This window comes from Pseudarthrobacter sp. NPDC080039 (assembly GCF_040702335.1).
In the GTDB taxonomy this organism is placed as follows: Bacteria; Actinomycetota; Actinomycetes; order Actinomycetales; family Micrococcaceae; genus Arthrobacter; species Arthrobacter enclensis_A.
This window is the reverse complement of the sequence record NZ_JBFBKY010000012.1, coordinates 1-21,519: the sequence shown is the minus strand read 5'-3', so window position 1 is coordinate 21,519 and position 21,519 is coordinate 1. Positions and strand designations below refer to the sequence as shown.

Sequence of the window (21,519 nt, the reverse complement as noted above, 5' to 3'; positions counted from 1 at the left end):
CAATCAGGAGATGCAGTGGCTGCAAGTACCCTTACCGAGGTGGCGCGCCTTGCCGGCGTCTCGCCCGCCACGGCCTCCCGCGTGCTCAACGGTTCTGCCCGCAAGCCGGGCAAGGACATCGCCGAGCGGGTCCGGCAGGCGGCTGAATCGCTCGGCTACATCCCCAATGCGCAGGCCCAGGGGCTGGCGAAGTCCAGTTCCGGCCTGATCGGCCTGATCGTTCATGACATCGCCGACCCCTACTTCGCCGCCATTGCCAGGGGTGTCCAGGAAGCGGCAAGGGAACAGCACAAGATGGTGCTGCTGGCCACCACCGGCGGCGGACCGACGGAAGAAAGGGAAGCGGTGGCCGCGTTCGCCGCCCGCCGCGCTGATTCGATCGTCATCGCAGGGTCCCGTTCCTGCCGGACGGAGGACCAGGACGGCAACGCCGAACTCGCGGCAGAACTTGACCGGTACTGCCGGAACGGCGGGCAGGTGGCCGTTGTGGGACATCCCGTGGTGGGCGCCACTGTCCAGGAGGGCTACCACGTGGTGAGAGTCCCCAACCAGGAGCTCGCCCGCCGGCTGGCCGCGGAACTTGCGGCAGGCTGGGACGGCGACTTTGTCATCGTGGGCGGACCAGAGGGCCTGCTCACATCGGATGACCGCGTGCGCGGCTTCCAGGAAGGACTGGAGCGGGCCGGGCGGCCTCAGGCGGAAGTCCTCAGGACCGCGTTCAACCGGTCCGGCGGATATGACGCCGGGCTTCAACTGGCTGGACGGATCAAAGCGCCCGGGTCGGGAGAGGCTGCGCCGAAGCTCTGCATTTTCGCCGTCAACGACGTGATGGCCATCGGAACGGCAGCGGCGCTCCGGGCAGAGGGGCTCCGTATCCCCCGCGACGCCGCGATCGCCGGCTTCGACGACATCGAAACCCTGCGGGACTTCCGGCCTGCCCTCTCAACCGTCCGCCTGCCCCTGGAAGATATCGGGCGGCTTGCCACCCGGGCCACACGCGGCCGGCCGGACGGCGAAGAGGGCGAAGAGGCCGCTCCGGGCGCCGTCACCGGCGAGGTCACGCTGCGGCGCAGCACCGAAGCGGCGTGACAACTCCCCGTGGGCTCTCCGCCATCCCCGCATGTCCGGAAGCCGGCGGACCCCGGCCCGCGATCCTGGTACTGCCCGGAGGCGGCTATGCCCGCCAGGCGGACCATGAGGCGGAGCCCGTGGCGGACTGGCTGGCCGGCCTGGGCATCCATGCGTTCGTATTGCGGTACCGGGTGGCCCCGGACCGGCATCCGGCCCCGCTGGAGGATGCCAAGGAAGCCATGCTTTACATCCGCAGCGGGCAGCACGGGCTGGCTGTTGACAGTGGGCGCGCAGGCGTCCTTGGTTTCTCGGCCGGCGGGCACCTGGCCGCCACCCTCTCCACGGCAGCCGCCACGGGGAATCCGAGCCTGGACGTGCCTGCCGCCGTTCCGGATCTTTCGGTACTTTGCTACCCCGTGGCTTCCATGACCTCCCAAGCGCATCAGGGATCTGTGCAGAACCTCCTGGGCGACGCGCCGCCGTCGGATCTTCTGACGGCCCTGTCAGCGGAACTGAACGTCACGCCCCTCACGCCCCCGGCGTTCCTCTGGCACACTGCCGACGACGCGGCCGTGCCTGTGAGCAACAGCCTGAACTACGCCAGGGCTCTCTTTGCCGCAGGCGTTCCCGCGGAACTCCACGTCTTTCCGCACGGACGGCACGGCCTGGGACTTGCCACAGGCGAGCCCGGGCCGCAGCAGTGGACGTCGCTATGCGCCGCATGGCTGCAGCGCGCCGGGTGGACGCATACCGCTGCAGCAAGGGCAGCTAGCCCAGTGCGCGGATAATCCAGCTGGCAGAATGGGATCCGCCGGGCTGCAGGTGCACCAGGTCCGTCCCGGAATGCAGGGCGTCAGGCGGGCACGTCATGGGTTCCACCGCCAGGCCAAGACGGTCGGGCCCCGCGGGTTTGTCCCCGGTGTGCACCTGGACCCAGGGCCACTCCGGCCCCCACTCCAGTTCAACACCTGTCCCCGACGGATCCGTCACCCGGACCCGGGCCAAACCGGCAGCGTCCCGGCCAAGGGTCGTAAAAGCGTGGTCGATCTTTACCTGCGCCAGGCGCCGCGGGGAGCGGAAGTCGAAGCGGCCCTGGTCAACCTGCCGCATTCCCACGGGGAGCAGCCGGTCCGGCGTGACCTCCAGGTAGGTATCGGCGGGAAGTTCCAGCGACCAGTCATCCAAGGGCGAAGGACCGGCCACGAGATAGGGATGCGGGCACACTCCGTACGGTACTGAAACAGAACCGGCGTTGACCGCCTGCACCGTTCCCTGGAGGCCGTCGTCCGAAAGGGAGTACGTGACCGTTAGTTCCAGGTCGGCGGGGTAATCGGGGCCTGACGGAATGCGGCAGCGCAAGACTGCCTGGGCCGCTGTGGCCTCAACAAGTTCCCATGCCCGGTGGATCGCAAGGCCATGGAGGGCGGAGCCCCGTTCAGGTTCGTTGACAGCGGCGGCGTAAGACCTGCCGGCATAGGTGTACGTGCCGTCCGCGAGCCGGTTGGGCCAGGGGGCACAGATGACTCCGCGGTAGTCGGGCACGGCGCCCTCCGGGCCAAAGCCCACCACCAGGTTCCTGCCGTTGTGGCGCAGTTCGCGCAGCGCCCCGCCCCGGAGGGTTACGACGGCGGAGTAGGGTCCGTGGGCGAGGTGGACTTCGGTTTCGGGCATGGATCCCCTTTGGGTCGCTGGGTGTTAGCGCTCATCAGCGTACCTCACCCGGTCCCCCGCAATGGCTAAGGTTGCTGCATGGAATCCGCCGCTGACCAGGATCTCGTCGCAGCCGTCAAGGCGGCGCTTCGCGCGATGGCCGACCCGGAGCGGGCTGCCGGCGCGCAGGCCTACATGAAGTCCCGGATACCTTCGCTGGGCGTCCGGGTACCCGAGGTTCGGCGGGTCACTGCCCAGGCCGTCCGGGACTTTCCGCCCGCATCCGCGGCGCAGCTGCGCGCCACCGTCCTGGAACTGTGGCGGAGCTCAACCTTCCGGGAGGAGCGGTACGCCGCCATCGACCTGACGGCACACCACCTGCTGGGCGGCTGGATGGACATGCTTCCCGTGTACGAGGAGATCATCAGGACGGGCGCGTGGTGGGATTTTGCCGATGGCGTGTCCGGCCGGATCTGCGGCCTGCTGCTGGCGCACGGCGAAACCATGTCCGCCGTCCTCAGGCAGTGGAGCCGCGATCCGGACGTGTGGATCCGCAGGGCTTCCATTACCTCCCAGCTTCGCGCCGGAAAGGCCACCGACCCCCAACTGCTCGCGGACGTCATCGAACAGAACATCGGAGACCCCGAGTTCTTCATCCGGAAGGCGATCGGCTGGGCGCTGCGGCAATATGCCAGGACTGCACCTGAATGGGTGGAGGCGTTCGTCAGCCGTCACTCGGGCGCTTTGAGCCCACTGTCGCAGAGGGAGGCCCTGCGGCGCCTGGGGGGCGCGGCAGCAACCGGGAAGTGATGGCCCGGCGTTAAATCACGGGCCGTTCGACGACGGGTTCGTGCGTTTTGCGGAACAGCCGGCGGGTCCCGGGATCCCAAAAGATCAGGTACAGGGCAAACAGGAGCGCCGTCAGCGCTGCGGCCACCCTGGCCAGGGCCAGGGCAAAGCCCAGGTCCTGGGTCTGAAGATACGGGAACACGTCCAGCTGGTCCGAGATGGCATAGATCATGAAGAAGGACACCACGAAATACAGCGCCTTCACCTGCCAGTCGTTGCGGATGCCGGTCACGGCGAACAGCGGTATCAGCCAGACGACGTACCAGGCCTGGATGATGGGGGCCAGCAGCACCACCGCTGCCAGGGCGAGCGTAAGGCGGCGCATGAGGCGGTCGTAGTCCCCCTTGAAAACCTGCCAGGCGATGATGCCCACCGCAAGCAGCTTCCCGGCGTCGAACACCCAGCCGGCGGGAACTGATCCGTCAAAACCCAAAGCCGTGGCCAGGGATGCAACCACCATTCCGATCAGGCCCACGGGGGCATACCAGATGGAAATGCTGCCGGGAGCTGAGAGGCCGTTGATCCAGCCAAAGCCAAATCCGTTAACCATGCTCATCGCGGTCAGGAGCCCCAGGCTCAGTCCGGCCGTCAACGTCCAGAAGGCCATCTTTCGGAGCCATCCTGCCTTCCTGCCGGCCCACAACAGGCCGATGAACGGCAGGAAGACAATGGTGATGGGTTTCACCGCGATGGACAGCGTGACCAGAATGATGGCGCGGATCTGCCGGTGGGTTGCGGAATAGTACAACCCGGCCAGGGCCAGCCCGATCATCAGTGAGTCGTTATGCACACTGGCGATGAAGTTGGTCAGGAAGAGCGGATTGGCCACGGTGAGCCAGAGTGCCCTGTGGGGGTTGACGCCGTGCAGTTCGGCGAGGCGGGGCACGTAAATGACGCACAGCGCTACCCCGGCCAGGGAGGCCAGGCGGAACAGCATGATGCAGGTCTCGGGCTGGACGCCGGTGACCCATACGATGAACTGTTCAAGCCATAGGAACAGCTGTCCGTAGGGAACCGGCGCCTCGGTCCACATCTTGTCGGCGCCGAGCTGGAAGTAGTTGGACAGGGCGGAGATGCCGTGTTCGTAGGGGTTGAATCCCTCCACCATCAGGCGCCCCTGGCCGATGTACGCGTATACATCGCGGCTGAACAGAGGCACGCTGAACGCCATGGGAAGTCCCCAGGCCACCACGGCGGTCAGGGTTGCCCTCCGCGCCTGGTCACCCCACACGCGGACTTTCTGCCCAAGCCGGAGCCACGCGCGCACCAGCAGCATGCCCCCTCCGGCCACCAGGACAATGGACAGGGCCACGCCCGGGGCCTCGGTGCGCATCCAAATGAAGAGGGGCATGCGGCGCAGCTCGGAAACGGGGGCCAGCCAGCCAACACCGATCGATCCGATCAGCATGAACATGGAACCCAGGAAACCGGCAAGCAGGGGCGAGCGGGGATTGTCCACCTCGGCACTGCCTTCCCCGGCAATGCCGGCCGCCGCCATCTCCCCCATCGCGGGCACGGGCGCCGTCATTTCAGGATCGTCCAATCTTCGTGCGTCTCCGCTGTTCACCCGGCGGCCCACGCGGGCTGGCCGGGACAAGGTTTAAAGGGCGGAAGGGCGACCCGCCGTGTACCCGAAATCCTAGCATCGGCCGGGCGTCAGGGAGTGTAACGGTAGGCTGGTCCGGTGCCTATATCTAACGAACGAATCGTCTGGATCGACTGCGAAATGACCGGTCTGGACATCAAGAACGACGCCCTGATCGAGGTGGCAGCCCTGGTCACTGATTCGGAACTGAACATTCTCGGGGACGGCGTTGACGTCGTCATCAAGCCCGACGACGCCGCCGTAGCGCAGATGTCCGATTTCGTCCGCGACATGCACACCAAGTCAGGGCTGTTGGCGGAACTGCCGAACGGCAAGACGATGGAAGAGGCGGAAGCCGCCGTCATGGAGTACATCTCAAAGTGGGTCCCGGACCCGCGGAAGGCGCCGCTCGGCGGCAACTCGGTGGGGACCGACCGCGTCTTCCTCTCCCGGGACATGCCCGCCGTGGTGGAGCACCTCCACTACCGTGTCATTGATGTCAGCACCATCAAGGAGCTCTCCCGCCGCTGGTACGCCAGGGCCTATTTCCAGTCACCGGCCAAGAAGGGCGGCCACCGCGCGCTGGGAGACATCAAGGACTCGATTGATGAACTCCGCTACTACCGGGAGGCAGTCTTCGTTCCCGCCCCCGGACCCGACAGCGCCACGGCGCAGAAGATTGCCCGGGCCATCACCAATGGCGGTGCCGGGGTGGAGGCGGAAGAGTAATCTGCGCCACGTTCGGATGAAATTTTGCTGAAAACGGCAAAAGTGGACAAAGCACCCCTTCCGAGCAGGTAAGCTATTTGAGTTGCGTTTCCAGGGAGCCGCTGAGGCGAGAATCCCTTGAGGCACATGGTGGGCGTAGCTCAGTTGGCAGAGCGCCTGGTTGTGGTCCAGGAGGTCGCGGGTTCAACCCCCGTCGCTCACCCTCACGGGGCGGCATATGCAGCCGTCAATAAGGGAGGCCGCACCGGATATCCGGTGCGGCCTCTTTTGTTGTGCCCCGCCGGGGTACGTGCATTGCAGCCCGGGGACACCGCGAAGCCAAAGGACTACTGACATGACCGTTCTGCCGATCACCATCTGGGGCGAGCCCGTCCTGCACCGCCGCGCTGCCGAGGTGGAGGTATTCGACGACGAACTGCGGACCTTGATCGCCGACATGTTCGAAACCAACGATGCCGCAAACGGCGTTGGCCTTGCCGCCCCGCAGATCGGCGTCGGCAAGCGCATCTTCGTCTACAAGTACGCCAATGACGACGGCGCTCCCCCAACCGGCGTCGTGGTCAATCCTGTCCTCACTCTCTCCAAGGTTTCCGGGGCGGCACCGGACCCGGACGAGGAGGAAGAGGGCTGCCTGTCCTTCCCGGGTGAGCAGTACCCGCTTAAACGCGCCGAATGGGCCCGTGTTGAGGGCTTCGACGGGGATGGAAATCCCGTCAGGTTTGAGGCCACGGGCTGGTTCGCCAGGGTGATCCAGCACGAGTACGACCACCTGGACGGCAAGCTGTACGTCAACCGCCTGATTGACCGCTACTCCCGGAAGGCCATGAAGCAGGCCAAGAAGAACGGCTGGGGCGTTCCGGGGCTGACCTGGATGCCCGGGGTCGATCCGGATCCGTTCGGCCACTGAAGCCTTTGGACGCGCTCAGCGGACGGTGATGGTCTGCTGCTTCGGGCATGAACCGAGGACCTGCTTCATGGCGTCCTTTTCCGCCGGAGTCACCCACAGTCCGTACGCCGCTTTCACTGAGATCTGGCGGGCCACATAGTGGCAGCGGATGGCCGTGTTTTTGGGCAGCCAGGTGGCGGCGTCCCCGGCGCTCTTCTGCTGGTTGGCTGCACCATCCGCGGCGATGAGGTTCAGTGGATCGTTGGCCAGGTTCTGGCGTTCCTTGGCTCCCAGGCCCTGCGCGCCCTTTTGCCAGGCATCGCCAAGTGCCACCACGTGATCAATCTGGATGGCGCGGCTGCTCTCGGAGCCGCGGCGGAAGTCAACGTCCCTGCCCGTATAGGGTTCGAGGAGGTGCCCGGCAGTGACGCTGCACGTGGAGCCCTCGGAAAACACCACGCCGGACAGGTCCCTGCGAAGGATGTCGTTGCGGGTATCACACCCGTTCCGGTCGACGTCCAGCCATGCCTGGCCGAAGGCCTCCCGGCTGTAGTTGGTGCCCGGCGCCCGGCCCTTCACGGGCAGGCCGTCCAGCGCCGACAGCGCGGTACCGGGCGGTACCGGATTGGGCTCCTGCACCGGCTTCATCCAGCCGGCGTCGAACACGGGCGCCTCGGACGGTCCCCGCTGTGTTGGCCCAGCGCCGAATTGGCCGGCTGCGAAAAACCAGGCCAGTGCGACGACGATACCCACCGCGGCTGCGGCCAAAATGGCCCAGGCCTGCCGGGACCGGCGGCGTGCGCGGCGGTATGCTGACCAGCTGGCGGTCACGGCGTCAACGGCGAAAAGGGAAAGTCAGGCACCCCAAGAGCCTAGGTCAAAGCACCAGGCCGGCCAGGGATATCCACACTGTTGAGGACGAGTGACGGGTCACACGTTCCCCAGCCCCCAGCCCCTACTGCTCCTTCGTGACCCTGCGAAGATCCTCCTCGGCGATTGACAGCAGGCCCTCGAGCTGGCGTACCCGCTCATCGCTGACATCGCCCGTCTTCTGCCCTGCACGCGCGCGCTCAAGCAGGCGCACAGCTTCCTTATGGTTGGCTTTTGCCACGTCCAGGGCGTGTTCGAGGGTGGTTTCGTGCTGAAGCGTCGATTCGTTGTCCATGCCACCAGTCTGGTCCGGTTTCCCGGCTGATTCCAGTGAACCAGCCGGGAACTGGCAGGACGTGTCGCTTTTGGTCAGACGGCGATCGCGGCCAGGGCGGCCGCGCTTTCCTTGGCGGGGAACGACGGCGGGTTTACGCCGGCCATTTCCTCCATGACCCGGACCACCTGGCAGCTGTAGCCGAATTCGTTGTCGTACCAGACGTACAGGACCAGGTTCTTGTCCGTGGAAACCGTGGCCAGGCCGTCAACGATGCCTGCACGGCGGGAGCCCACGAAGTCGGTGGAGACAACCTCGGGCGAGTCGATGTAGTCGATCTGCTTGCGCAGGTCCGAGTGCAGGGACATCTCGCGCAGGTAGTTGTTCACCTCATCCTTGGTGGTGCCGTTTTCAAGGGTGAGGTTCAGGATAGCCAGGGAGACGTCCGGGGTGGGCACGCGGATGGAGCTTCCGGTGAGCTTGCCCAGGAGTTCGGGCAGCGCCTTGGCTACAGCCTTGGCGGCACCGGTTTCGGTGATGACCATGTTCAGCGCGGCGGAACGTCCGCGGCGGTCGCCCTTGTGGAAGTTGTCGATCAGGTTCTGGTCGTTGGTGAAGGAGTGCACGGTTTCCACGTGACCGTGGATCACGCCGAACTTGTCGTTGATGGCCTTCAGCACCGGAGTGATGGCGTTGGTGGTGCAGGACGCCGCCGAGACGATCCTGTCCGAATCTGTGATGTCGCGGTGGTTGATGCCGTGGACGATGTTCTTCAGCTCGCCCTTGCCCGGAGCCGTCAGCAGGACGCGGGCCACGCCCTCGCTCTGCAGGTGCTGGGACAGCCCTTCGGCGTCCCGCCAGCGGCCGGTGTTGTCCACCACCAGGGCATCCTTGATTCCGTACGCGGTGTAATCGATAGTGGCGGGGTCGTTCGAGTAGATCACCTGGATGCGGACGCCGTTGGCCGTGATGGTGTTGGCTTCTTCATCGATCCGGATGGTGCCCTCGAAGGAACCATGCACGGAGTCCCGGCGGAGCAGGCTGGCCCGCTTGGAAAGGTCGTTGTCGGACCCGCGGCGGACCACGATGGCGCGCAGCCGCAGTCCGTGGCCGCCACCGGCCTTTTCGATCAGCAGGCGTGCCAGGAGCCGCCCGATGCGGCCGAAGCCGTAGAGCACCACGTCGGTGCTGGTGCGCTCGTCGGCACCACGCTTGCCAACGATCTCGGCGAGTTCGGCCCGAAGGAACTCTTCAAGGGTGGCTCCGTCGCCTTCTTCCTTGAATTTCTGGTTCAGGCGGGCGATATCGATCGCGGCAGCGCCCAGATCCAGGCCGGCCAACGTGTTGAGCAGGGGTGCGGTGTCCTCCAGGAGCAGTTCGTCCTTGCTCATCCGGCGCGCAAAACGGTGTGCCTTGAGGATGTTCATGGTGGACTTGTTGATCAGGCTCCGGCCGTGGATGCTGGTCACCACGTTGTTTTCGCGGTACAGCCTGCCGATGACCGGGATCATGGCCTCAGCCAGGGCCTCCCGGCCCATCCACGTATCAAGACAAGAATCAGACGTCTGGCTCACAGAAATACCTTCCTCGGTTCAGCCGTGTACGTCCTCGTACACGGATGTAGGCCACCTGATGATGTCCAGGGGCACCGGCACCTGCAGGGATGGCCCCCAGGCACCTGGATCGCGTGCAAAGAAAAACCGCCGGCTGCGAACGCAACTTTCGGCGGTAGAACTCCTGCGTCCGGTATCCATTCTAATTTGGCGCCCCACACGGAACACGCTTGCGCTGCGTGAAATCACTCACACGGTATGCGGCGGTGGCCTCTCAGTTATGCATGGCGGCATACAGGTTCAGGCTGGCGGAGAAGACAAGCCAGGAGAAATACGGCAGCACCAGGACCCCGGCGGCGGCGTCGACAGGTCCGAACCGCAGGATGAGGAACGCAAGGGTGCCTGTAAGTGCGCAGATAATCAGGAATGCCGCCCAGAGGGCCGGCGCTCCAAGCATTGGATACAGCCCGAAGAATGCCGCCGGCCAGGCAGTGTTGAGCAGCAGTTGGAGTACATAGCCGGTACGGGTTCCGCCGGTCAGGCCGCCCCTGCGCCACACCAGCCATGCCGCTGCGGCCACCCCGGCGTACAGCCCCATCCACGTGGTCCGGAACATCCACGACGGCGGCATCCAGGGAGCCTTCACCGAACCGGCGTACCAGCCATTGGCATTCAGGATGATGGGGGCCGAGGCGAGCACCCAGGCCAGGGCGGAGAGGGCAAGGAATCCGGCCAGTGCAGCGACCTGTGACCGGGCACCGGCAACAGGCACCCGGGCGTCGGGGCGGGGGTCAGGAATTACGGGCACGGTCCAGCATCCCCGACACATTGCCCGTGGTCAAACGCGATATGTGGATGGGACAGCCGGTACGCCGGGTTCTGTTCTCCCCCGCCGTTACCGGCAAGGGAGCGACGGCCATCCATCTACGAGTACCGTTGCCGGCACCCTCCAGCGGCCTACCCGGACACTCGGGCGGGCAGCCCTCGAACGTGTCCTGTCTGGCCTTGCTCCGGGTGGGGTTTACCTAGCCTTCCCGGTCACCCGGGAAGCTGGTGGTCTCTTACACCACCGTTTCACCCTTACCTGCTGTTCCCGGCATGGCCGGGAACGCGGGCGGTCTGTTTTCTGTGGCACTGGCCTGCGGGTTACCCCGAGTGGGTGTTACCCACCACCCTGCCCTGCGGAGCCCGGACGTTCCTCGAGCCACTTGCGTAGCGCGCGGCCGTCTGGCTGTCCCATCCGCGTCCATCCTACCGGCGCCCGGCGGCTGCTGCTGCCGCCGGTAGGATCGGACGGTGCTGATTCTGCTTCCCCCTTCCGAAGGCAAGACACCCGCGCCCAGTGGTCCCGCCGTCGACTGGTCCTCCCTGGGCTTTCCGGATCTGAACCCCTGCCGCGCCAAGGTCCTCGATGCGCTGGGTACGGTCAGCGCGCATGAGGACGCCCTTGCGCTGCTGGGCGTTGGAGCATCGCTGCGGGACGACGTCGAACGCAACACACGCCTGCACGGCGAGCCCGCGGCACCGGCACACAGTATCTACTCCGGCGTACTGTATGACGCCCTGGGCTACCGTACGCTGACACCTGCCCAGCGCCGGAAGGCGGATGAGGCGGTCGTGGTAATTTCGGCGCTCTGGGGTGCGCTCCGCTTCAGCGACAGCGTCCCGGCCTACCGCTTGTCCATGGGCGCCGCACTGCCCGATGTCGGCCGGCTGGCTCCGTTCTGGAAGGCGCATCTTGCCGGCGCGCTTGGCGCCGCAGCACAGGGACACCTGCTGGTGGATTGCCGCTCCAGCACCTACGCTGCCGCGTGGGCTCCGCCGCCGGAACAGACCGTTGCCGTGAACGTCTTCACGGAGACCGGCGGCGTCCGCAAGGTGGTGAGCCACTTCGCCAAGCACACCCGGGGCGAACTGGCGCGGCACCTGCTGGTGAGGCGGGGCAAAGCCCCGGTGTCGCCGTCGGACCTCCTGAAGGCAGCGCGCGAAAAGTGGGACACCGAACTGGTGGCCGGTACCGCCCGCAAGCCGCACGCCCTGAACATCATCCTGCCCGGCTGATTTACCCCGCGGGCCATTGCCGGCTGTTCAGGACCAATCGTCGGAGCGGACCAGGATGGCCCCCGAGTCCGGGCAGAAAACAATGTCGTCGGCGGCAGCGGCCCTGATCTCGGCAAGGTCGCCGGGGCTGAGCTTCATGCCCGAGGCCTCGGAGGTGCCGTGGAAGAGGCGAGCTGCGCCGACTCCCCGCTTTGCCAGGGTCTTTTCGTAAACCGCCAGCATTCCGGCATCCAGGCCGGCGGCGAATGCGGCGCGCTGGGCACCAATCCCCGCCGCCTCCGTTTCCACCTCCGCCAGGGCGGCATCAAGCTCGGCCCTGATGGTTCCGAAAGATCCCTGGATGTCATCGACGATCTGCTGCTGGGCTGCCTGCCGTTCCCGCAGCGATTCCAGCCGCTCCATGACTTCCAGTTCCGCGTCTTCAAGATCCGACCGCCGCTTGTTCAGCGAAGCGATGTCCTTCTGCAGGGCCACCAGATCCTTGGACAGCCCGGTGCCGCTGTTGAGCCGGGCCTCGTCGCGTTCGATCCGCGAAGCCACCTGCTCGACGTCGGCCTCGGCCCTTTTCAGCTCGGCCTCGGCGTCATGGACGGCCACCTTCGCTGCGCCGAGTTCACCGTTCGCCACGGACAGTGCGGCCTCAAGGTCCTTGATACGGGGATCATTTTCCAAGGTGCGGCGGCGGTTGGCGAGTCCCTTGAGCCTGGCGTCTAGCCCCTGCAGTTCGAGCAACTTCAACTGTTCCGCCGGTGCTGCCTTGGCCACTGTTACCTCCGCTGGATCCCTTCCGGCCGCAGCCGGGCACCGTACCGGCGCTTCCTAGACTCTAGCGCGTGGCCCGCTCCCCTGCCTGACCCGGCGCCGAATGCTAGCCAGGGGTCAGGATGAAATCCCACGGATCACTGTTGGTGGTGCTGACCCGGATCTCCACCTCATGGCCCTGGTCCGCCAGGACGTTGCCCAGGGCTGCCGCCGCCGCAGGCAGCCAAAGCCACTCGCTGGCAAAGTGGGACACATCCACCAGGTAGGGCCGCCCGTTGAGGGCAGCCTCACGCGCCTCCGACGCTGGATGGTGGCGCAGGTCTGCCGTTACGTAGACATCGGCGTTGCTGGCCCGCACCTCATTGAACAGGGAGTCGCCGGCGCCGCCGCATACCGCGATCCGCCGCACCAGCCCGTCCTTGTCACCGGAAACCCGCACTCCCCCTGCCACGGACGGAAGGATGCCGAAAACCCGGGCTGCAAAGTCGCCCAGGCTCATGGCGTCCGCCAGGTCGCCCACCCGCCCGATGCCTTCCTCCGGAAGTCCGTTGGCGGCAACGGTGAGTGGCGCGACGTCCTGGAGCCCCAGCGCGTCGGCAAGGACATCGGAGACACCTCCGACGGCGGAGTCCCCGTTGGTGTGTACCGTCAGCAGCGCCGTTCCCGACTCAATCAGGCGGTGGACAGCCCGGCCCTTTGCCGACGTGGCAGCCACTGACGTGACGCCCTTCAGCAGCAACGGGTGGTGGGTAATAAGCAGTTCGGCTCCCCACTCCACAGCCTCGTCGATGACTTCCAGAGTGGGATCGACCGCGAACATCACCTTGGACACGGACGCCGAAGGGTGCCCTGCCACCAGGCCCACCTCGTCCCAATTCTCCGCAAGGGATTCCGGCCACAGTTCCTCGACGGCCAAGAGCAACTCAGCCAGCGTGGGGTTGTCCGCGGAACCGGTCGGGGCCGGCGTGTCGGAGGAGGTTTCGCCGTCGTGATCTGCCTGGCCGGTAACGTCGGTGTCCACAGGTTCCATAGTCTTAGTTTTACCCCATTGGGTACCGGCCGCCGCAGTTTGCACCGGCCGCGCCGGGCCGCCGGGGAATGATCCTGCGCCGTCAACCATTGAAGAGGTCATGAAAACTTTTGTTCTTGGCGGGGGCTGCTTCTGGTGCCTTGATGCCGTCTACCAGAAGACCAGGGGCGTCACTTCGGTGGTGTCCGGCTACACCGGCGGCCACGATCCGGACCCTGACTACTACTCTGTCTGCAGCGGAACCACGGGCCACGCCGAAGTTGTGGCGGTGACCTTCGATGAGGAAATCATCCCCGCGGAGGTCATCCTGGACATGTTCTTCGCCCTGCATGATCCCACCACGCTGAACCGCCAGGGCTACGACGTGGGCACCCAGTACCGTTCCTCGATGTTCTACGAGACCACCGAGGAGAAGATCCTTTTTGAAGAGGCGATCGAACGCAACCAGGCCCTGTGGCCGCATCCGATCGTCACCGAGGTCAGCCGCCTCCCACGGTTCCATGTGGCGGAGGAATTCCACCAGGATTACTACGCCAAACACCCCGAGCAGGGGTACTGCCAGGTGATCATCAACCCTAAGCTGGCCAAGGCCCGGAAATATTACTCTGCGTGGCTTAACGCTTAGCTACCGTTACCCGGCCTCGTTAGGCTGACCTCAGTATTCACCCCTTAGAGATAGGCGTATGTACATGGCACGGATCTATGACGATGTGACGCAACTGGTCGGCGGGACCCCGCTGGTCCGGTTGAACCGGCTCAGCGAGGGGCTGGATGCCACCGTTGCCGTGAAGCTGGAGTTCTACAACCCGGCCAACAGCGTCAAGGACCGCATCGGTGTTGCCATCATCGACGCCGCGGAGAAGTCCGGCGCCCTGAAGCCCGGCGGCACCATTGTCGAAGGTACCTCGGGCAACACGGGCATCGCCCTTGCCATGGTGGGGGCCGCCCGCGGTTACAAGGTCATCCTCACCATGCCCGAGACCATGTCCACGGAGCGACGCGTCATGCTCCGCGCCTTTGGTGCCGAGATCGTGCTTACCCCAGGCTCCGAGGGCATGAGGGGTGCCGTGGAAAAGGCCCAGGAGATCGTGGCCAACACGGAAAACTCCATCTGGGCCCAGCAGTTCGCCAACGAAGCCAACCCGGAAATCCACCGCAAGACCACCGCTGAGGAGGTTTGGGCAGACACGGACGGAGCCGTTGACATTTTCGTGGCAGGAATCGGCACCGGCGGCACCATCACCGGTGTGGGCCAGGTCCTGAAGGAACGCAAGCCGGGCGTCCAGATCGTGGCCGTGGAACCCAAGGACTCCGCCATCCTGAACGGGGGTGCCCCGGGCCCGCACAAGATCCAGGGCCTGGGCGCCAACTTCATCCCGGAACTGCTGGACACCAGCGTCTACGACGAAGTGATTGACGCCACCCTTGAGGATTCCGTCCGGGTGGCCCGCGAACTGGGCGTCAAGGAAGGCATCCTGGGCGGCATCTCCTCGGGCGCCATCGTTTGGGCGGCCCTGGAGCTGGCCAAGCGGCCGGAAAATGCCGGCAAGCTGATTGTGGCGGTCGTGTGCGACTTCGGTGAGCGTTACATCTCCACCGTGCTCTATGACGACATCCGCGGCTGATCAGTCCGCTGTCCGCCCGTTTCCTGTAGAAAGAACTTTGTGGGCTTTTTCGCAAGACTGAAGGAAGACCTCGACGCCGCCCGGTCCCACGACCCGGCGGCTCGAGGTTCTTTTGAGAACTTTTTCGCCTATTCCGGTCTCCACGCCATATGGATCCACCGGCTGACCCACCGCATGTGGCAGAACCCGTCACTGCGGTTTCCGGCGCGGCTCCTGTCGCAGCTGGGCCGGTCCTGGACCGGTATCGAAATCCATCCGGGCGCGACCATAGGCCGCCGTTTCTTCATCGACCACGGCATGGGCGTGGTCATTGGCGAGACCGCCGAGATCGGCGAGGACGTAATGATCTACCACGGTGTGACGCTGGGCGGACGGTCCCTGGCCAGGATCAAGCGCCACCCCACCATCGGTGACCGCGTCACCATTGGTGCCGGCGCGAAGATCCTGGGACCGATCACCATCGGCCGGGACAGCGCGGTTGGCGCCAATGCCGTAGTGGTCAAGGACGCGCCACCGGAATCCATCGTTACCGGCGTTCCCGCCAAATGGCGGCACCGCGACGCGCAACGGGAAACCAAGCCGGCCGTGGACCCGGCAGAATACGACATCGAATACCGGATCTGATTCATTAGCAGCCATAGACAAAGGCGGGCAGTTCCACCGGGTGACCGGGGAACTGCCCGCCTTTGTTATGCGGCAGCGGGGATACTAGTGGGTGTCCACCGCTTCAATTTCGGACTTGTCCTCGCCCCACAGGGTGTGGAAGGTTCCTTCGGTGTCAACGCGGCCGTAAGTGTGTGCACCGAACAGGTCGCGCTGGCCCTGGATCAGGGCGGCGGCCACGCGCTTGCGGCGCAGGCCGTCGTAGTACGCGAGCGATGAGGAGAACACCGGTACCGGGATGCCCAGCTGGACGGCCGTTGCAACCACGCGGCGCCACGCCGGCAGGGCATCTGCAATCGCCTTGGTGAAGGCCGGGGCGAACAGCAGGTTGGCCGGCTTCTCATCGGCGGCGTAGGCCTTGGTGATGTCCTTCAGCAGTTCGGCGCGGATGATGCAGCCCGCCCGCCACAGGGAAGCGATCTCGTCCAGCTTCAGGTCCCAGCCGTATTCCTTGGCAGCGGAGGTCAGCATGTCCAGGCCCTGGGCGTAGGAGACCAGCTTGGAGGCGTAGAGGGCCTGGCGGACGTCCTCGACGAACGTCTCCGGAATTTCCACCTTAACCTCGTTGCCGGCCAGGAGTTCCTGGCCCAGCTTGCGCTGGGCAGCCTGGGAGGAGAGGGCGCGGGCAAAGACGGACTCGGCGATCCCGGACACCGGGGAGCCGAGTTCCAGGGCTGAGATAACGGTCCAGCGGCCCGTGCCCTTCTGTCCGGCGGCGTCAACCACGACGTCGACGAACGGCTTTCCGGTCCTGGCATCCACATGGCCCAGGACTTCCGCGGAGATTTCGATCAGGAAGGAGGACAGCTCGCCCTTGTTCCATTCGGTGAAAATCTTTGCCTGTTCGGCAGGCTCGATACCGGCGCCGGAGCGCAGGAGGTCGAAGGCCTCGCCGATGACCTGCATGTCGGCGTACTCGATGCCGTTGTGGACCATCTTGACGAAGTGTCCCGCACCGTCGGTGCCGATCCACGCGCAGCAGGGCTCGCCGTCGACCTTTGCGGAGATCTTCTCCAGCAGGGGGCCGAGGGCCTTGTAGGACTCCTTGGAGCCGCCGGGCATGATGGAGGGACCGTTCAGTGCGCCTTCCTCACCGCCGGACACGCCGACGCCCACGAAGTGAAGGTCCTTCTTGGCCAGCGCGGCTTCCCGGCGGCGGGTGTCCTCATAGTGGGAGTTGCCGGCATCGATGATGATGTCGCCCGGCTCCAGCAGCGGCTCGAGCTGCTCGATGACCGAGTCCACCGGCTTGCCGGCCTTGACCATGATCAGCACTCGGCGCGGCTTTTCCAGGGAATCAACCAGTTCCTGCAGGGTTTCGGTCCGGATGAAGTCCCCTTCCGAGCCGTGCTTCTCCAGCAGGGCGTCAGTCTTCTCCACTGACCTGTTGTGGAGGGCAACCGTGAACCCGTTCCGGGCCAGGTTGCGGGCCAGGTTGGCGCCCATGACGGCGAGGCCGGTGACACCGATGTGTGCAGACATCAATAACTCCAATTCATTGTTCGCCTCGGCTGCCGGCTTCCGCAGGAGGGAAGGCGCCGGGGCAGATCAGGGGGTCGGAATAAAGCATATATATTCTGGCGGTGACGCGAAAGTAACGTCCGCGTCATGGAACCGATTGTGTCGGTGCCAGTCTAGGGCTGCCGCGCCGCGGTGTCCCGGGCGAGCGGGGGCCGGCCTGAAGTCCGGACGCCTGCCAACAACTAGGCTTAGCTTCATGACCAGCAGCCTCCACCACCGTGCCATCGACAACCTGGGCACGCGGATCATCTCGGGGGATCTTCCTGCCGGCCATGTCATGCTGGCCGAGCAGCTCGAGGTTGAATTGAAGGTTTCCCGGTCAGTCATCCGCGAAGCGGTGCGGGTGCTGCAGTCTCTGGGCCTGGTGGAAACCACCAAGCGCGTGGGCATCCGGGTCTTGCCGTCAAGCCGTTGGAATCCCTTTGATCCGCAGGTCATAAGGTGGCGCCTGGCCAGCGACGCACGCGGCGCCCAGCTGCGCTCCCTCGCCGAGCTGCGCGCAGCAGTGGAACCGGCCGCTGCCGAGCTGGCGGCACAGAACGCCCCGGCACCCCTGCGGATGGAACTCGTCGACGTTGCCCGCGCCATGCGCGAGGCCGGCAACAACGGCGAAGTTGCGCGCTTCCTGGAGCTGGATATCCGGTTCCACTCACTGCTGCTCTCGGGGTCCGGCAACGAGATGTTCGCGAACCTCATGGGGCAGGTTGCCGAAACCCTGACCGGCCGCACCGTCCACGGCCTGATGCCCGACCACCCGCACCAGGCCGCCCTGCAGTGGCATGAGGATGTGGCGGAGGCAATCGCCAGGGGCGACGCCACCTCGGCCCGCGAAGCCTCAGACCGGATCATGCGGCGGACCATGTCCCAAATGGCCGATACGTGGACGGAGCAGCCCCGCGTGTTCATCCCCGTTCGGCAGTAGCAGCCTGCTGCCGTCGGCCGAAACGCCGGCGTGTGCGACACAGAACGGAACATGACTTTTTGTTTCCGGCAGTTCACGGTATATTCATTGCAAGCCCTCCCCCGCGGCATCCCCCAATAGTCGCGGTGGAGGGTTTTCCAATGCCCGGAAACAGCCGGAAGGCACCCGGTACCTAAGCCGCTCCCGCCACAGTTTCCCGGAGGTGCCAGCCGCCGCCGAGCCCATCCCGCTGGAGGTACAGCGTGGTCAAGGCGGACCTGCTGTTGTTTCCCAGCCTGACCTGCAGCTGCAGGACCTCAACGTCAACGCCACTGTTGCCCTTTGGCATGCGCCGGCTGGTCTCCCACCAGTTGATGCGCTCAAACCACCTGAGAGGCTCGGCACCCACAGCCCATTCCCTGCCCCGGCTCAGCACCGCCGTCGGAATTCCGTTGCCGTTTGTTTGCACGATGACCTTTTCCATTCCAGCAACGTAAGGCAGGGGTCTGACAATGGCAGTCCGCATCCAGGTATGAAAAAACCCCGCTGCCTGCCACGAATGGCAGGGCAACGGGGTTTTCCTGGTGGGTCCTACCGGGATCGAACCGATGACATCCACGGTGTAAACGTGGCGCTCTACCAGCTGAGCTAAAGACCCAAAACGCGCTGGTCCCGGCCATTCCGCCGTAACCAACGAACATAGACTCTACCGGACTGTGGGCCCGAAACGCGAATCCGGGCGCGGCCTTCTCCTCTACAGGGAAGGAAGTTCAACCGCGAGGTAGCCCAGTGCCTGGCTTACCCCCGCTTCGAGCTTGATCGTCGCCTTCTCATCACCGCGGGTGGCACCCCTGTTGATGATGACCACCGGCTTGTTCTCCTTGGCGGCGTGCCGCACAAACCGTAGGCCGCTCATGACCGTCAGGGAGGATCCCGCCACCACCAGCGCCGCCGCCTCATCCACCATGGCATACGAGCGTTCCACCCGGTCCTTGGGCACGTTCTCGCCAAAGTAGACGAAATCAGGCTTCAGCGTACCGCCGCAGGCAGGACAAACCGCCACCACGAAGCTGCGGATCAGTGCCTGGTCCTCAACCGTTGCGTCCGCATCGGGAGCCATCTCCACAAGGCCGGTGGCTGCTGCCCGCTCCAGGAATCCGGGGTTGAGTTCCTCGAAGACGCCCGCCAGGAGGCGCCGGGAGTAAGTACGTCCGCAGTCAAGGCAGATGGCCTGGTCATACCGGCCATGGAGATCGACGACGTTTGAACTGCCCGCGTCCTGGTGGAGGCGGTCCACGTTCTGTGTAACAAGGCCGGTGAGGTACCCACGGCGTTCCAGCTCGGCGGCCGAAAAGTGGCCCCGGTTGGGGTCCGCGTGCCTCATGTGCGACCAGCCGATATGATTCCGGGCCCAATAGCGCTGGCGGTTGGCCGGGTCCCGGACGAACTCCTGGTATGTCATGGGCGACCGCGGCGGCGAATCCGGGCCACGGTAGTCCGGTATTCCCGAGTCGGTGCTGAGGCCGGCACCCGTCAGCAGCGCGAAGCGAGCGCCGGCGAGCAGGTCCCGGATCCGGGCCAGTACTTCCAAATCAGCATCGGAAAGTGGTGCAGGATCCACGGGCGGCATACTGGCGAAACCGGTAAGCCCGGTGCCCCGCCGCTGCCCATCCATGCCGCTCAGGCCAGCTTCAGGTCCGCTAGGGCTTTGCGGTACTCGGCGAAGTCGCGGGCCTGGTCGCGGGGGTTCACCACGCTGTAACGGACCCGCCCCTCGGCGTCGATGATGAAGGTTGCCCGCTTGGCCATGCCGCTGCCGGCATCAAACACGCCATAGGCCCCGGCGACACCGCCGTGCGGCCAGAAATCGGCCAGGAGGTCAAAGGTGTAGCCCTCCTGCGCGGCATAGGCGCGGAGGCTGAACTTACTGTCCACGGACACTGCTAGCACCACGGCGTTCGAATGATCGAACAGGCCCAGGTTGTCCCGAATCTCGCACAGCTCGCCGGTGCAGATGCCGGAGAAAGCGAAAGGATAGAAGACCAGTGCCACATTCTGCCCACGGAACGACGATAGCCTGACCGGCTCACCGTACTGGTTGGCCAACTCGAAATCCGGAGCCAGTGACCCCAGGGCAGGGGCATCGGCGGAAGCGGCCTCAACCGCTGCTGTCATTTGTTCTTCCTGCTGACCAGGCGGGTGGCGCTCCAGTCCTTCGATACCCCGGCAGAAGTAGTGACATGCAGGCCGGCAGTAGGTGCGGCTTCCTGGATGTCAGCGGGCGAAACATAGCCGTCCCTGCCGGACTTGGGGGTGAGGACCCAGACAACGCCGTTTTCGCTCAGCGTGGTGAGCGAATCCACCAGGCTGTCCACCAGGTCACCGTCGCCGTCACGCCACCAGAGGATGACAGCGTCCGCTACCTCGTGATCGTCCTCATCAAGCAATTCGGAACCGGTGAGGTCCTCAATATCGTCACGCAAGTCGAAATCGACATCGTCGTCGTAACCGAACTCCTGAATCAGATCCCCGTTTTTGAAACCCAATTTTTCCGCCACATTTACCGAAGTGGCGGCGTCGGCCTCGCTCACGTGTTCCTCCAATACGTCATATATGCGGTGCGCATAGTGATTTCCATTACTCCCAAGCCAACACCCTTTGTGCCTGCGCTTCAAGCTGCAGCCCCCGGGATTGCGCATATTCTGCGTCACATGCGGTTGCGGCAGCCCCGGTGCAGGGGCTTTTCGTCACACAACCAGTATGACGAACGAAATACAACCGCAGCACCGCGGGCAGCTACGCATCGTCTTCCCGTCAGGGCTAGAGTGGCTGGTGACAACTATGCCTGCGGTACGAGAACCTTGTGACTCCGTGCAGACATAGGAGCGCTAGGAAGCTGCCCGGCACACATGACCGGGCTGTTGGAACCGATACGTCGCACACGGCGTATGTACGCCGGGCAGTCACCCTGCCTGGCCTGAGTGCGCCGATTCACGCGCGCAAAGAGAGGTTGGACGTGGCTGCAGGAGAAGATACCTCCCATATCCTCAGCGGGTTGACTAACCAGCTGCCTGATCGTGATCCGGAAGAGACTGCCGAGTGGGTTGAGTCCCTGGATGCGTTGATCAGGGAACAGGGCACCGAGCGTGCCCAATACATCATGCGGAGCCTGCTGCAGCGCGCGGGCGCGCAGAGCGTGGGTGTGCCGATGGTGACCACGACGGATTACGTGAACACGATCCCGGTGGACCAGGAAGCAGAGTTCCCGGGCAACGAGGAGTACGAGCGCCGTTACCGGGCGTACATGCGGTGGAACGCCGCGGTCATGGTGCACCGGGCGCAGCGGCCCGATATCGGGGTCGGCGGGCACATCTCCACCTACGCCGGGGCGGCGACCCTGTACGAGGTCGGGTTCAACCACTTCTTCCGCGGCAAGGACCACCCCGGCGGCGGGGACCAGGTCTTCTTCCAGGGCCACGCCTCCCCCGG

General features: G+C 65.1%; 23 protein-coding genes, 2 tRNA genes, 1 other RNA gene and 1 pseudogene. 12 read left to right on the top strand and 15 right to left on the bottom strand.

Annotated elements, in window-relative coordinates; translation table 11 throughout:
• Positions 1-15 precede the first annotated feature (15 nt).
• Together AB0313_RS13785 and AB0313_RS13780 are read left to right on the top strand one after the other, a co-directional pair.
• Complete coding sequence (locus AB0313_RS13785) at positions 16-1,089, top strand: LacI family DNA-binding transcriptional regulator (RefSeq protein WP_366306135.1); 1,074 nt, start codon at positions 16-18, stop codon at positions 1,087-1,089.
• The gene (locus AB0313_RS13780; protein ID WP_366306133.1) at positions 1,086-1,859 is read left to right on the top strand and encodes an alpha/beta hydrolase; all 774 of its coding nucleotides are present in this window, start codon (positions 1,086-1,088) and stop codon (positions 1,857-1,859) included. Before AB0313_RS13785 ends, AB0313_RS13780 begins: the two co-directional genes overlap by 4 nt.
• On the opposite strand, the gene AB0313_RS13775 is transcribed toward AB0313_RS13780, so the two are convergent.
• The gene (locus AB0313_RS13775) at positions 1,840-2,742 is read right to left on the bottom strand and encodes an aldose 1-epimerase family protein (protein ID WP_366306131.1); all 903 of its coding nucleotides are present in this window, start codon (positions 2,740-2,742) and stop codon (positions 1,840-1,842) included. The two genes, AB0313_RS13780 and AB0313_RS13775, sit on opposite strands and share 20 nt — an antisense overlap.
• 78 nt (positions 2,743-2,820) lie before the next feature.
• Here AB0313_RS13775 and AB0313_RS13770 point away from each other — a divergent pair, with 78 nt between their 5' ends.
• Complete coding sequence (locus AB0313_RS13770) at positions 2,821-3,531, top strand: DNA alkylation repair protein (RefSeq protein WP_366306129.1); 711 nt, start codon at positions 2,821-2,823, stop codon at positions 3,529-3,531.
• 10 nt (positions 3,532-3,541) lie between these two features.
• Here AB0313_RS13770 and mptB read toward each other — a convergent pair whose 3' ends face one another.
• Entirely contained in the window at positions 3,542-5,098 is a 1,557-nt protein-coding gene (mptB, locus tag AB0313_RS13765; protein ID WP_366306127.1) for a polyprenol phosphomannose-dependent alpha 1,6 mannosyltransferase MptB, read from the bottom strand.
• A gap of 156 nt (positions 5,099-5,254) precedes the next feature.
• Here mptB and orn point away from each other — a divergent pair, with 156 nt between their 5' ends.
• The 3 genes from orn (at position 5,255) to def (ending at position 6,791) form a co-directional block, all read left to right on the top strand.
• Positions 5,255-5,884: an oligoribonuclease gene (gene orn / locus AB0313_RS13760; protein WP_366306125.1), complete on the top strand. Its 630-nt coding sequence runs from the start codon at positions 5,255-5,257 to the stop codon at positions 5,882-5,884.
• A gap of 129 nt (positions 5,885-6,013) precedes the next feature.
• Positions 6,014-6,086 (top strand) — tRNA-His (locus AB0313_RS13755).
• A 132-nt stretch (positions 6,087-6,218) separates the two neighbouring features.
• The gene (gene def / locus AB0313_RS13750) at positions 6,219-6,791 is read left to right on the top strand and encodes a peptide deformylase (protein ID WP_307306422.1); all 573 of its coding nucleotides are present in this window, start codon (positions 6,219-6,221) and stop codon (positions 6,789-6,791) included.
• A gap of 15 nt (positions 6,792-6,806) precedes the next feature.
• Here def and AB0313_RS13745 read toward each other — a convergent pair whose 3' ends face one another.
• The 5 genes from AB0313_RS13745 to rnpB all read right to left on the bottom strand — a co-directional run bounded on the left by AB0313_RS13745 (position 6,807) and on the right by rnpB (position 10,706).
• Positions 6,807-7,601 (bottom strand): HNH endonuclease family protein, encoded by a 795-nt coding sequence (locus AB0313_RS13745; protein ID WP_366306123.1) that lies wholly within the window; start codon positions 7,599-7,601, stop codon positions 6,807-6,809.
• Between the two features lie 124 nt (positions 7,602-7,725).
• Positions 7,726-7,935 (bottom strand): hypothetical protein, encoded by a 210-nt coding sequence (locus tag AB0313_RS13740; protein WP_141941843.1) that lies wholly within the window; start codon positions 7,933-7,935, stop codon positions 7,726-7,728.
• 74 nt (positions 7,936-8,009) lie between these two features.
• A complete protein-coding gene (locus AB0313_RS13735) occupies positions 8,010-9,488 on the bottom strand; it encodes a glyceraldehyde-3-phosphate dehydrogenase (RefSeq protein WP_307306429.1) in 1,479 nt (492 codons plus the stop codon).
• Between the two features lie 253 nt (positions 9,489-9,741).
• Complete coding sequence (locus tag AB0313_RS13730; RefSeq protein WP_366306120.1) at positions 9,742-10,275, bottom strand: TspO/MBR family protein; 534 nt, start codon at positions 10,273-10,275, stop codon at positions 9,742-9,744.
• Between the two features lie 44 nt (positions 10,276-10,319).
• Positions 10,320-10,706: RNase P RNA component class A (rnpB, locus tag AB0313_RS13725), an RNA gene on the bottom strand.
• A gap of 57 nt (positions 10,707-10,763) precedes the next feature.
• Here rnpB and AB0313_RS13720 point away from each other — a divergent pair.
• The gene (locus tag AB0313_RS13720; protein WP_307306434.1) at positions 10,764-11,528 is read left to right on the top strand and encodes a peroxide stress protein YaaA; all 765 of its coding nucleotides are present in this window, start codon (positions 10,764-10,766) and stop codon (positions 11,526-11,528) included.
• A 27-nt stretch (positions 11,529-11,555) separates the two neighbouring features.
• Here AB0313_RS13720 and AB0313_RS13715 read toward each other — a convergent pair whose 3' ends face one another.
• Both AB0313_RS13715 and AB0313_RS13710 read right to left on the bottom strand, forming a co-directional pair.
• Positions 11,556-12,293 (bottom strand): C4-type zinc ribbon domain-containing protein, encoded by a 738-nt coding sequence (locus AB0313_RS13715; RefSeq protein WP_141941852.1) that lies wholly within the window; start codon positions 12,291-12,293, stop codon positions 11,556-11,558.
• A 103-nt stretch (positions 12,294-12,396) separates the two neighbouring features.
• The gene (locus AB0313_RS13710) at positions 12,397-13,320 is read right to left on the bottom strand and encodes a Nif3-like dinuclear metal center hexameric protein (protein WP_174237515.1); all 924 of its coding nucleotides are present in this window, start codon (positions 13,318-13,320) and stop codon (positions 12,397-12,399) included.
• A 100-nt stretch (positions 13,321-13,420) separates the two neighbouring features.
• Here AB0313_RS13710 and msrA point away from each other — a divergent pair, with 100 nt between their 5' ends.
• The 3 genes from msrA (at position 13,421) to epsC (ending at position 15,569) form a co-directional block, all read left to right on the top strand.
• The gene (msrA, locus tag AB0313_RS13705) at positions 13,421-13,945 is read left to right on the top strand and encodes a peptide-methionine (S)-S-oxide reductase MsrA (protein ID WP_141941854.1); all 525 of its coding nucleotides are present in this window, start codon (positions 13,421-13,423) and stop codon (positions 13,943-13,945) included.
• Between the two features lie 64 nt (positions 13,946-14,009).
• Positions 14,010-14,945 carry a cysteine synthase A gene (gene cysK / locus AB0313_RS13700; protein WP_141941856.1) on the top strand — a complete coding sequence of 312 codons (936 nt, stop codon included), beginning with the start codon at positions 14,010-14,012 and terminating at the stop codon, positions 14,943-14,945.
• A 39-nt stretch (positions 14,946-14,984) separates the two neighbouring features.
• Entirely contained in the window at positions 14,985-15,569 is a 585-nt protein-coding gene (gene epsC, locus AB0313_RS13695) for a serine O-acetyltransferase EpsC (RefSeq protein ID WP_018769514.1), read from the top strand.
• Between the two features lie 84 nt (positions 15,570-15,653).
• Here the strand turns inward: epsC and gndA are convergent, their stop codons facing one another.
• Entirely contained in the window at positions 15,654-17,090 is a 1,437-nt protein-coding gene (gene gndA / locus AB0313_RS13690) for an NADP-dependent phosphogluconate dehydrogenase (RefSeq protein WP_307306448.1), read from the bottom strand.
• Positions 17,091-17,325: 235 nt separating this feature from the next.
• Between gndA and AB0313_RS13685 the strand changes: the two genes are divergently transcribed.
• Positions 17,326-18,051, top strand: a complete 726-nt coding sequence (locus AB0313_RS13685) for an FCD domain-containing protein (protein ID WP_141941859.1) — start codon at positions 17,326-17,328, stop codon at positions 18,049-18,051.
• 172 nt (positions 18,052-18,223) lie between these two features.
• Here the strand turns inward: AB0313_RS13685 and AB0313_RS13680 are convergent, their stop codons facing one another.
• From AB0313_RS13680 to AB0313_RS13660, 5 genes are all read right to left on the bottom strand, one after another.
• Positions 18,224-18,514 (bottom strand): hypothetical protein, encoded by a 291-nt coding sequence (locus AB0313_RS13680; protein ID WP_366306116.1) that lies wholly within the window; start codon positions 18,512-18,514, stop codon positions 18,224-18,226.
• Between the two features lie 98 nt (positions 18,515-18,612).
• Positions 18,613-18,688 (bottom strand) — tRNA-Val (locus AB0313_RS13675).
• A gap of 96 nt (positions 18,689-18,784) precedes the next feature.
• The gene (locus AB0313_RS13670) at positions 18,785-19,705 is read right to left on the bottom strand and encodes an NAD-dependent protein deacetylase (RefSeq protein ID WP_366306114.1); all 921 of its coding nucleotides are present in this window, start codon (positions 19,703-19,705) and stop codon (positions 18,785-18,787) included.
• Positions 19,706-19,710: 5 nt separating this feature from the next.
• A complete protein-coding gene (locus AB0313_RS13665; protein ID WP_366306112.1) occupies positions 19,711-20,205 on the bottom strand; it encodes a peroxiredoxin in 495 nt (164 codons plus the stop codon).
• A complete protein-coding gene (locus AB0313_RS13660) occupies positions 20,202-20,621 on the bottom strand; it encodes a DUF3052 domain-containing protein (protein ID WP_141941867.1) in 420 nt (139 codons plus the stop codon). Before AB0313_RS13660 ends, AB0313_RS13665 begins: the two co-directional genes overlap by 4 nt.
• A gap of 425 nt (positions 20,622-21,046) precedes the next feature.
• Here AB0313_RS13660 and AB0313_RS13655 point away from each other — a divergent pair.
• Positions 21,047-21,519, top strand: a pseudogene (locus AB0313_RS13655) (pyruvate dehydrogenase (acetyl-transferring), homodimeric type); the annotation flags it as partial.

Bases quoted from the DNA above. Each gene is read 5' to 3' on its own strand.
- AB0313_RS13775 (WP_366306131.1), bottom strand. From the start codon at position 2,742: ATGCCCGAAACCGAAGTCCACCTCGCCCACGGACCCTACTCCGCCGTC.
- mptB (WP_366306127.1), bottom strand. From the start codon at position 5,098: ATGACGGCGCCCGTGCCCGCGATGGGGGAGATGGCGGCGGCCGGCATT.
- AB0313_RS13740 (WP_141941843.1), bottom strand. From the start codon at position 7,935: ATGGACAACGAATCGACGCTTCAGCACGAAACCACCCTCGAACACGCC.
- AB0313_RS13685 (WP_141941859.1), top strand. From the start codon at position 17,326: ATGACCAGCAGCCTCCACCACCGTGCCATCGACAACCTGGGCACGCGG.
- AB0313_RS13670 (WP_366306114.1), bottom strand. From the start codon at position 19,705: ATGGATGGGCAGCGGCGGGGCACCGGGCTTACCGGTTTCGCCAGTATG.
- gndA (WP_307306448.1), bottom strand. From the start codon at position 17,090: ATGTCTGCACACATCGGTGTCACCGGCCTCGCCGTCATGGGCGCCAAC.
- AB0313_RS13710 (WP_174237515.1), bottom strand. From the start codon at position 13,320: ATGGAACCTGTGGACACCGACGTTACCGGCCAGGCAGATCACGACGGC.
- AB0313_RS13680 (WP_366306116.1), bottom strand. From the start codon at position 18,514: ATGGAAAAGGTCATCGTGCAAACAAACGGCAACGGAATTCCGACGGCG.
- cysK (WP_141941856.1), top strand. From the start codon at position 14,010: ATGGCACGGATCTATGACGATGTGACGCAACTGGTCGGCGGGACCCCG.
- AB0313_RS13770 (WP_366306129.1), top strand. From the start codon at position 2,821: ATGGAATCCGCCGCTGACCAGGATCTCGTCGCAGCCGTCAAGGCGGCG.
- AB0313_RS13665 (WP_366306112.1), bottom strand. From the start codon at position 20,205: ATGACAGCAGCGGTTGAGGCCGCTTCCGCCGATGCCCCTGCCCTGGGG.
- msrA (WP_141941854.1), top strand. From the start codon at position 13,421: ATGAAAACTTTTGTTCTTGGCGGGGGCTGCTTCTGGTGCCTTGATGCC.
- def (WP_307306422.1), top strand. From the start codon at position 6,219: ATGACCGTTCTGCCGATCACCATCTGGGGCGAGCCCGTCCTGCACCGC.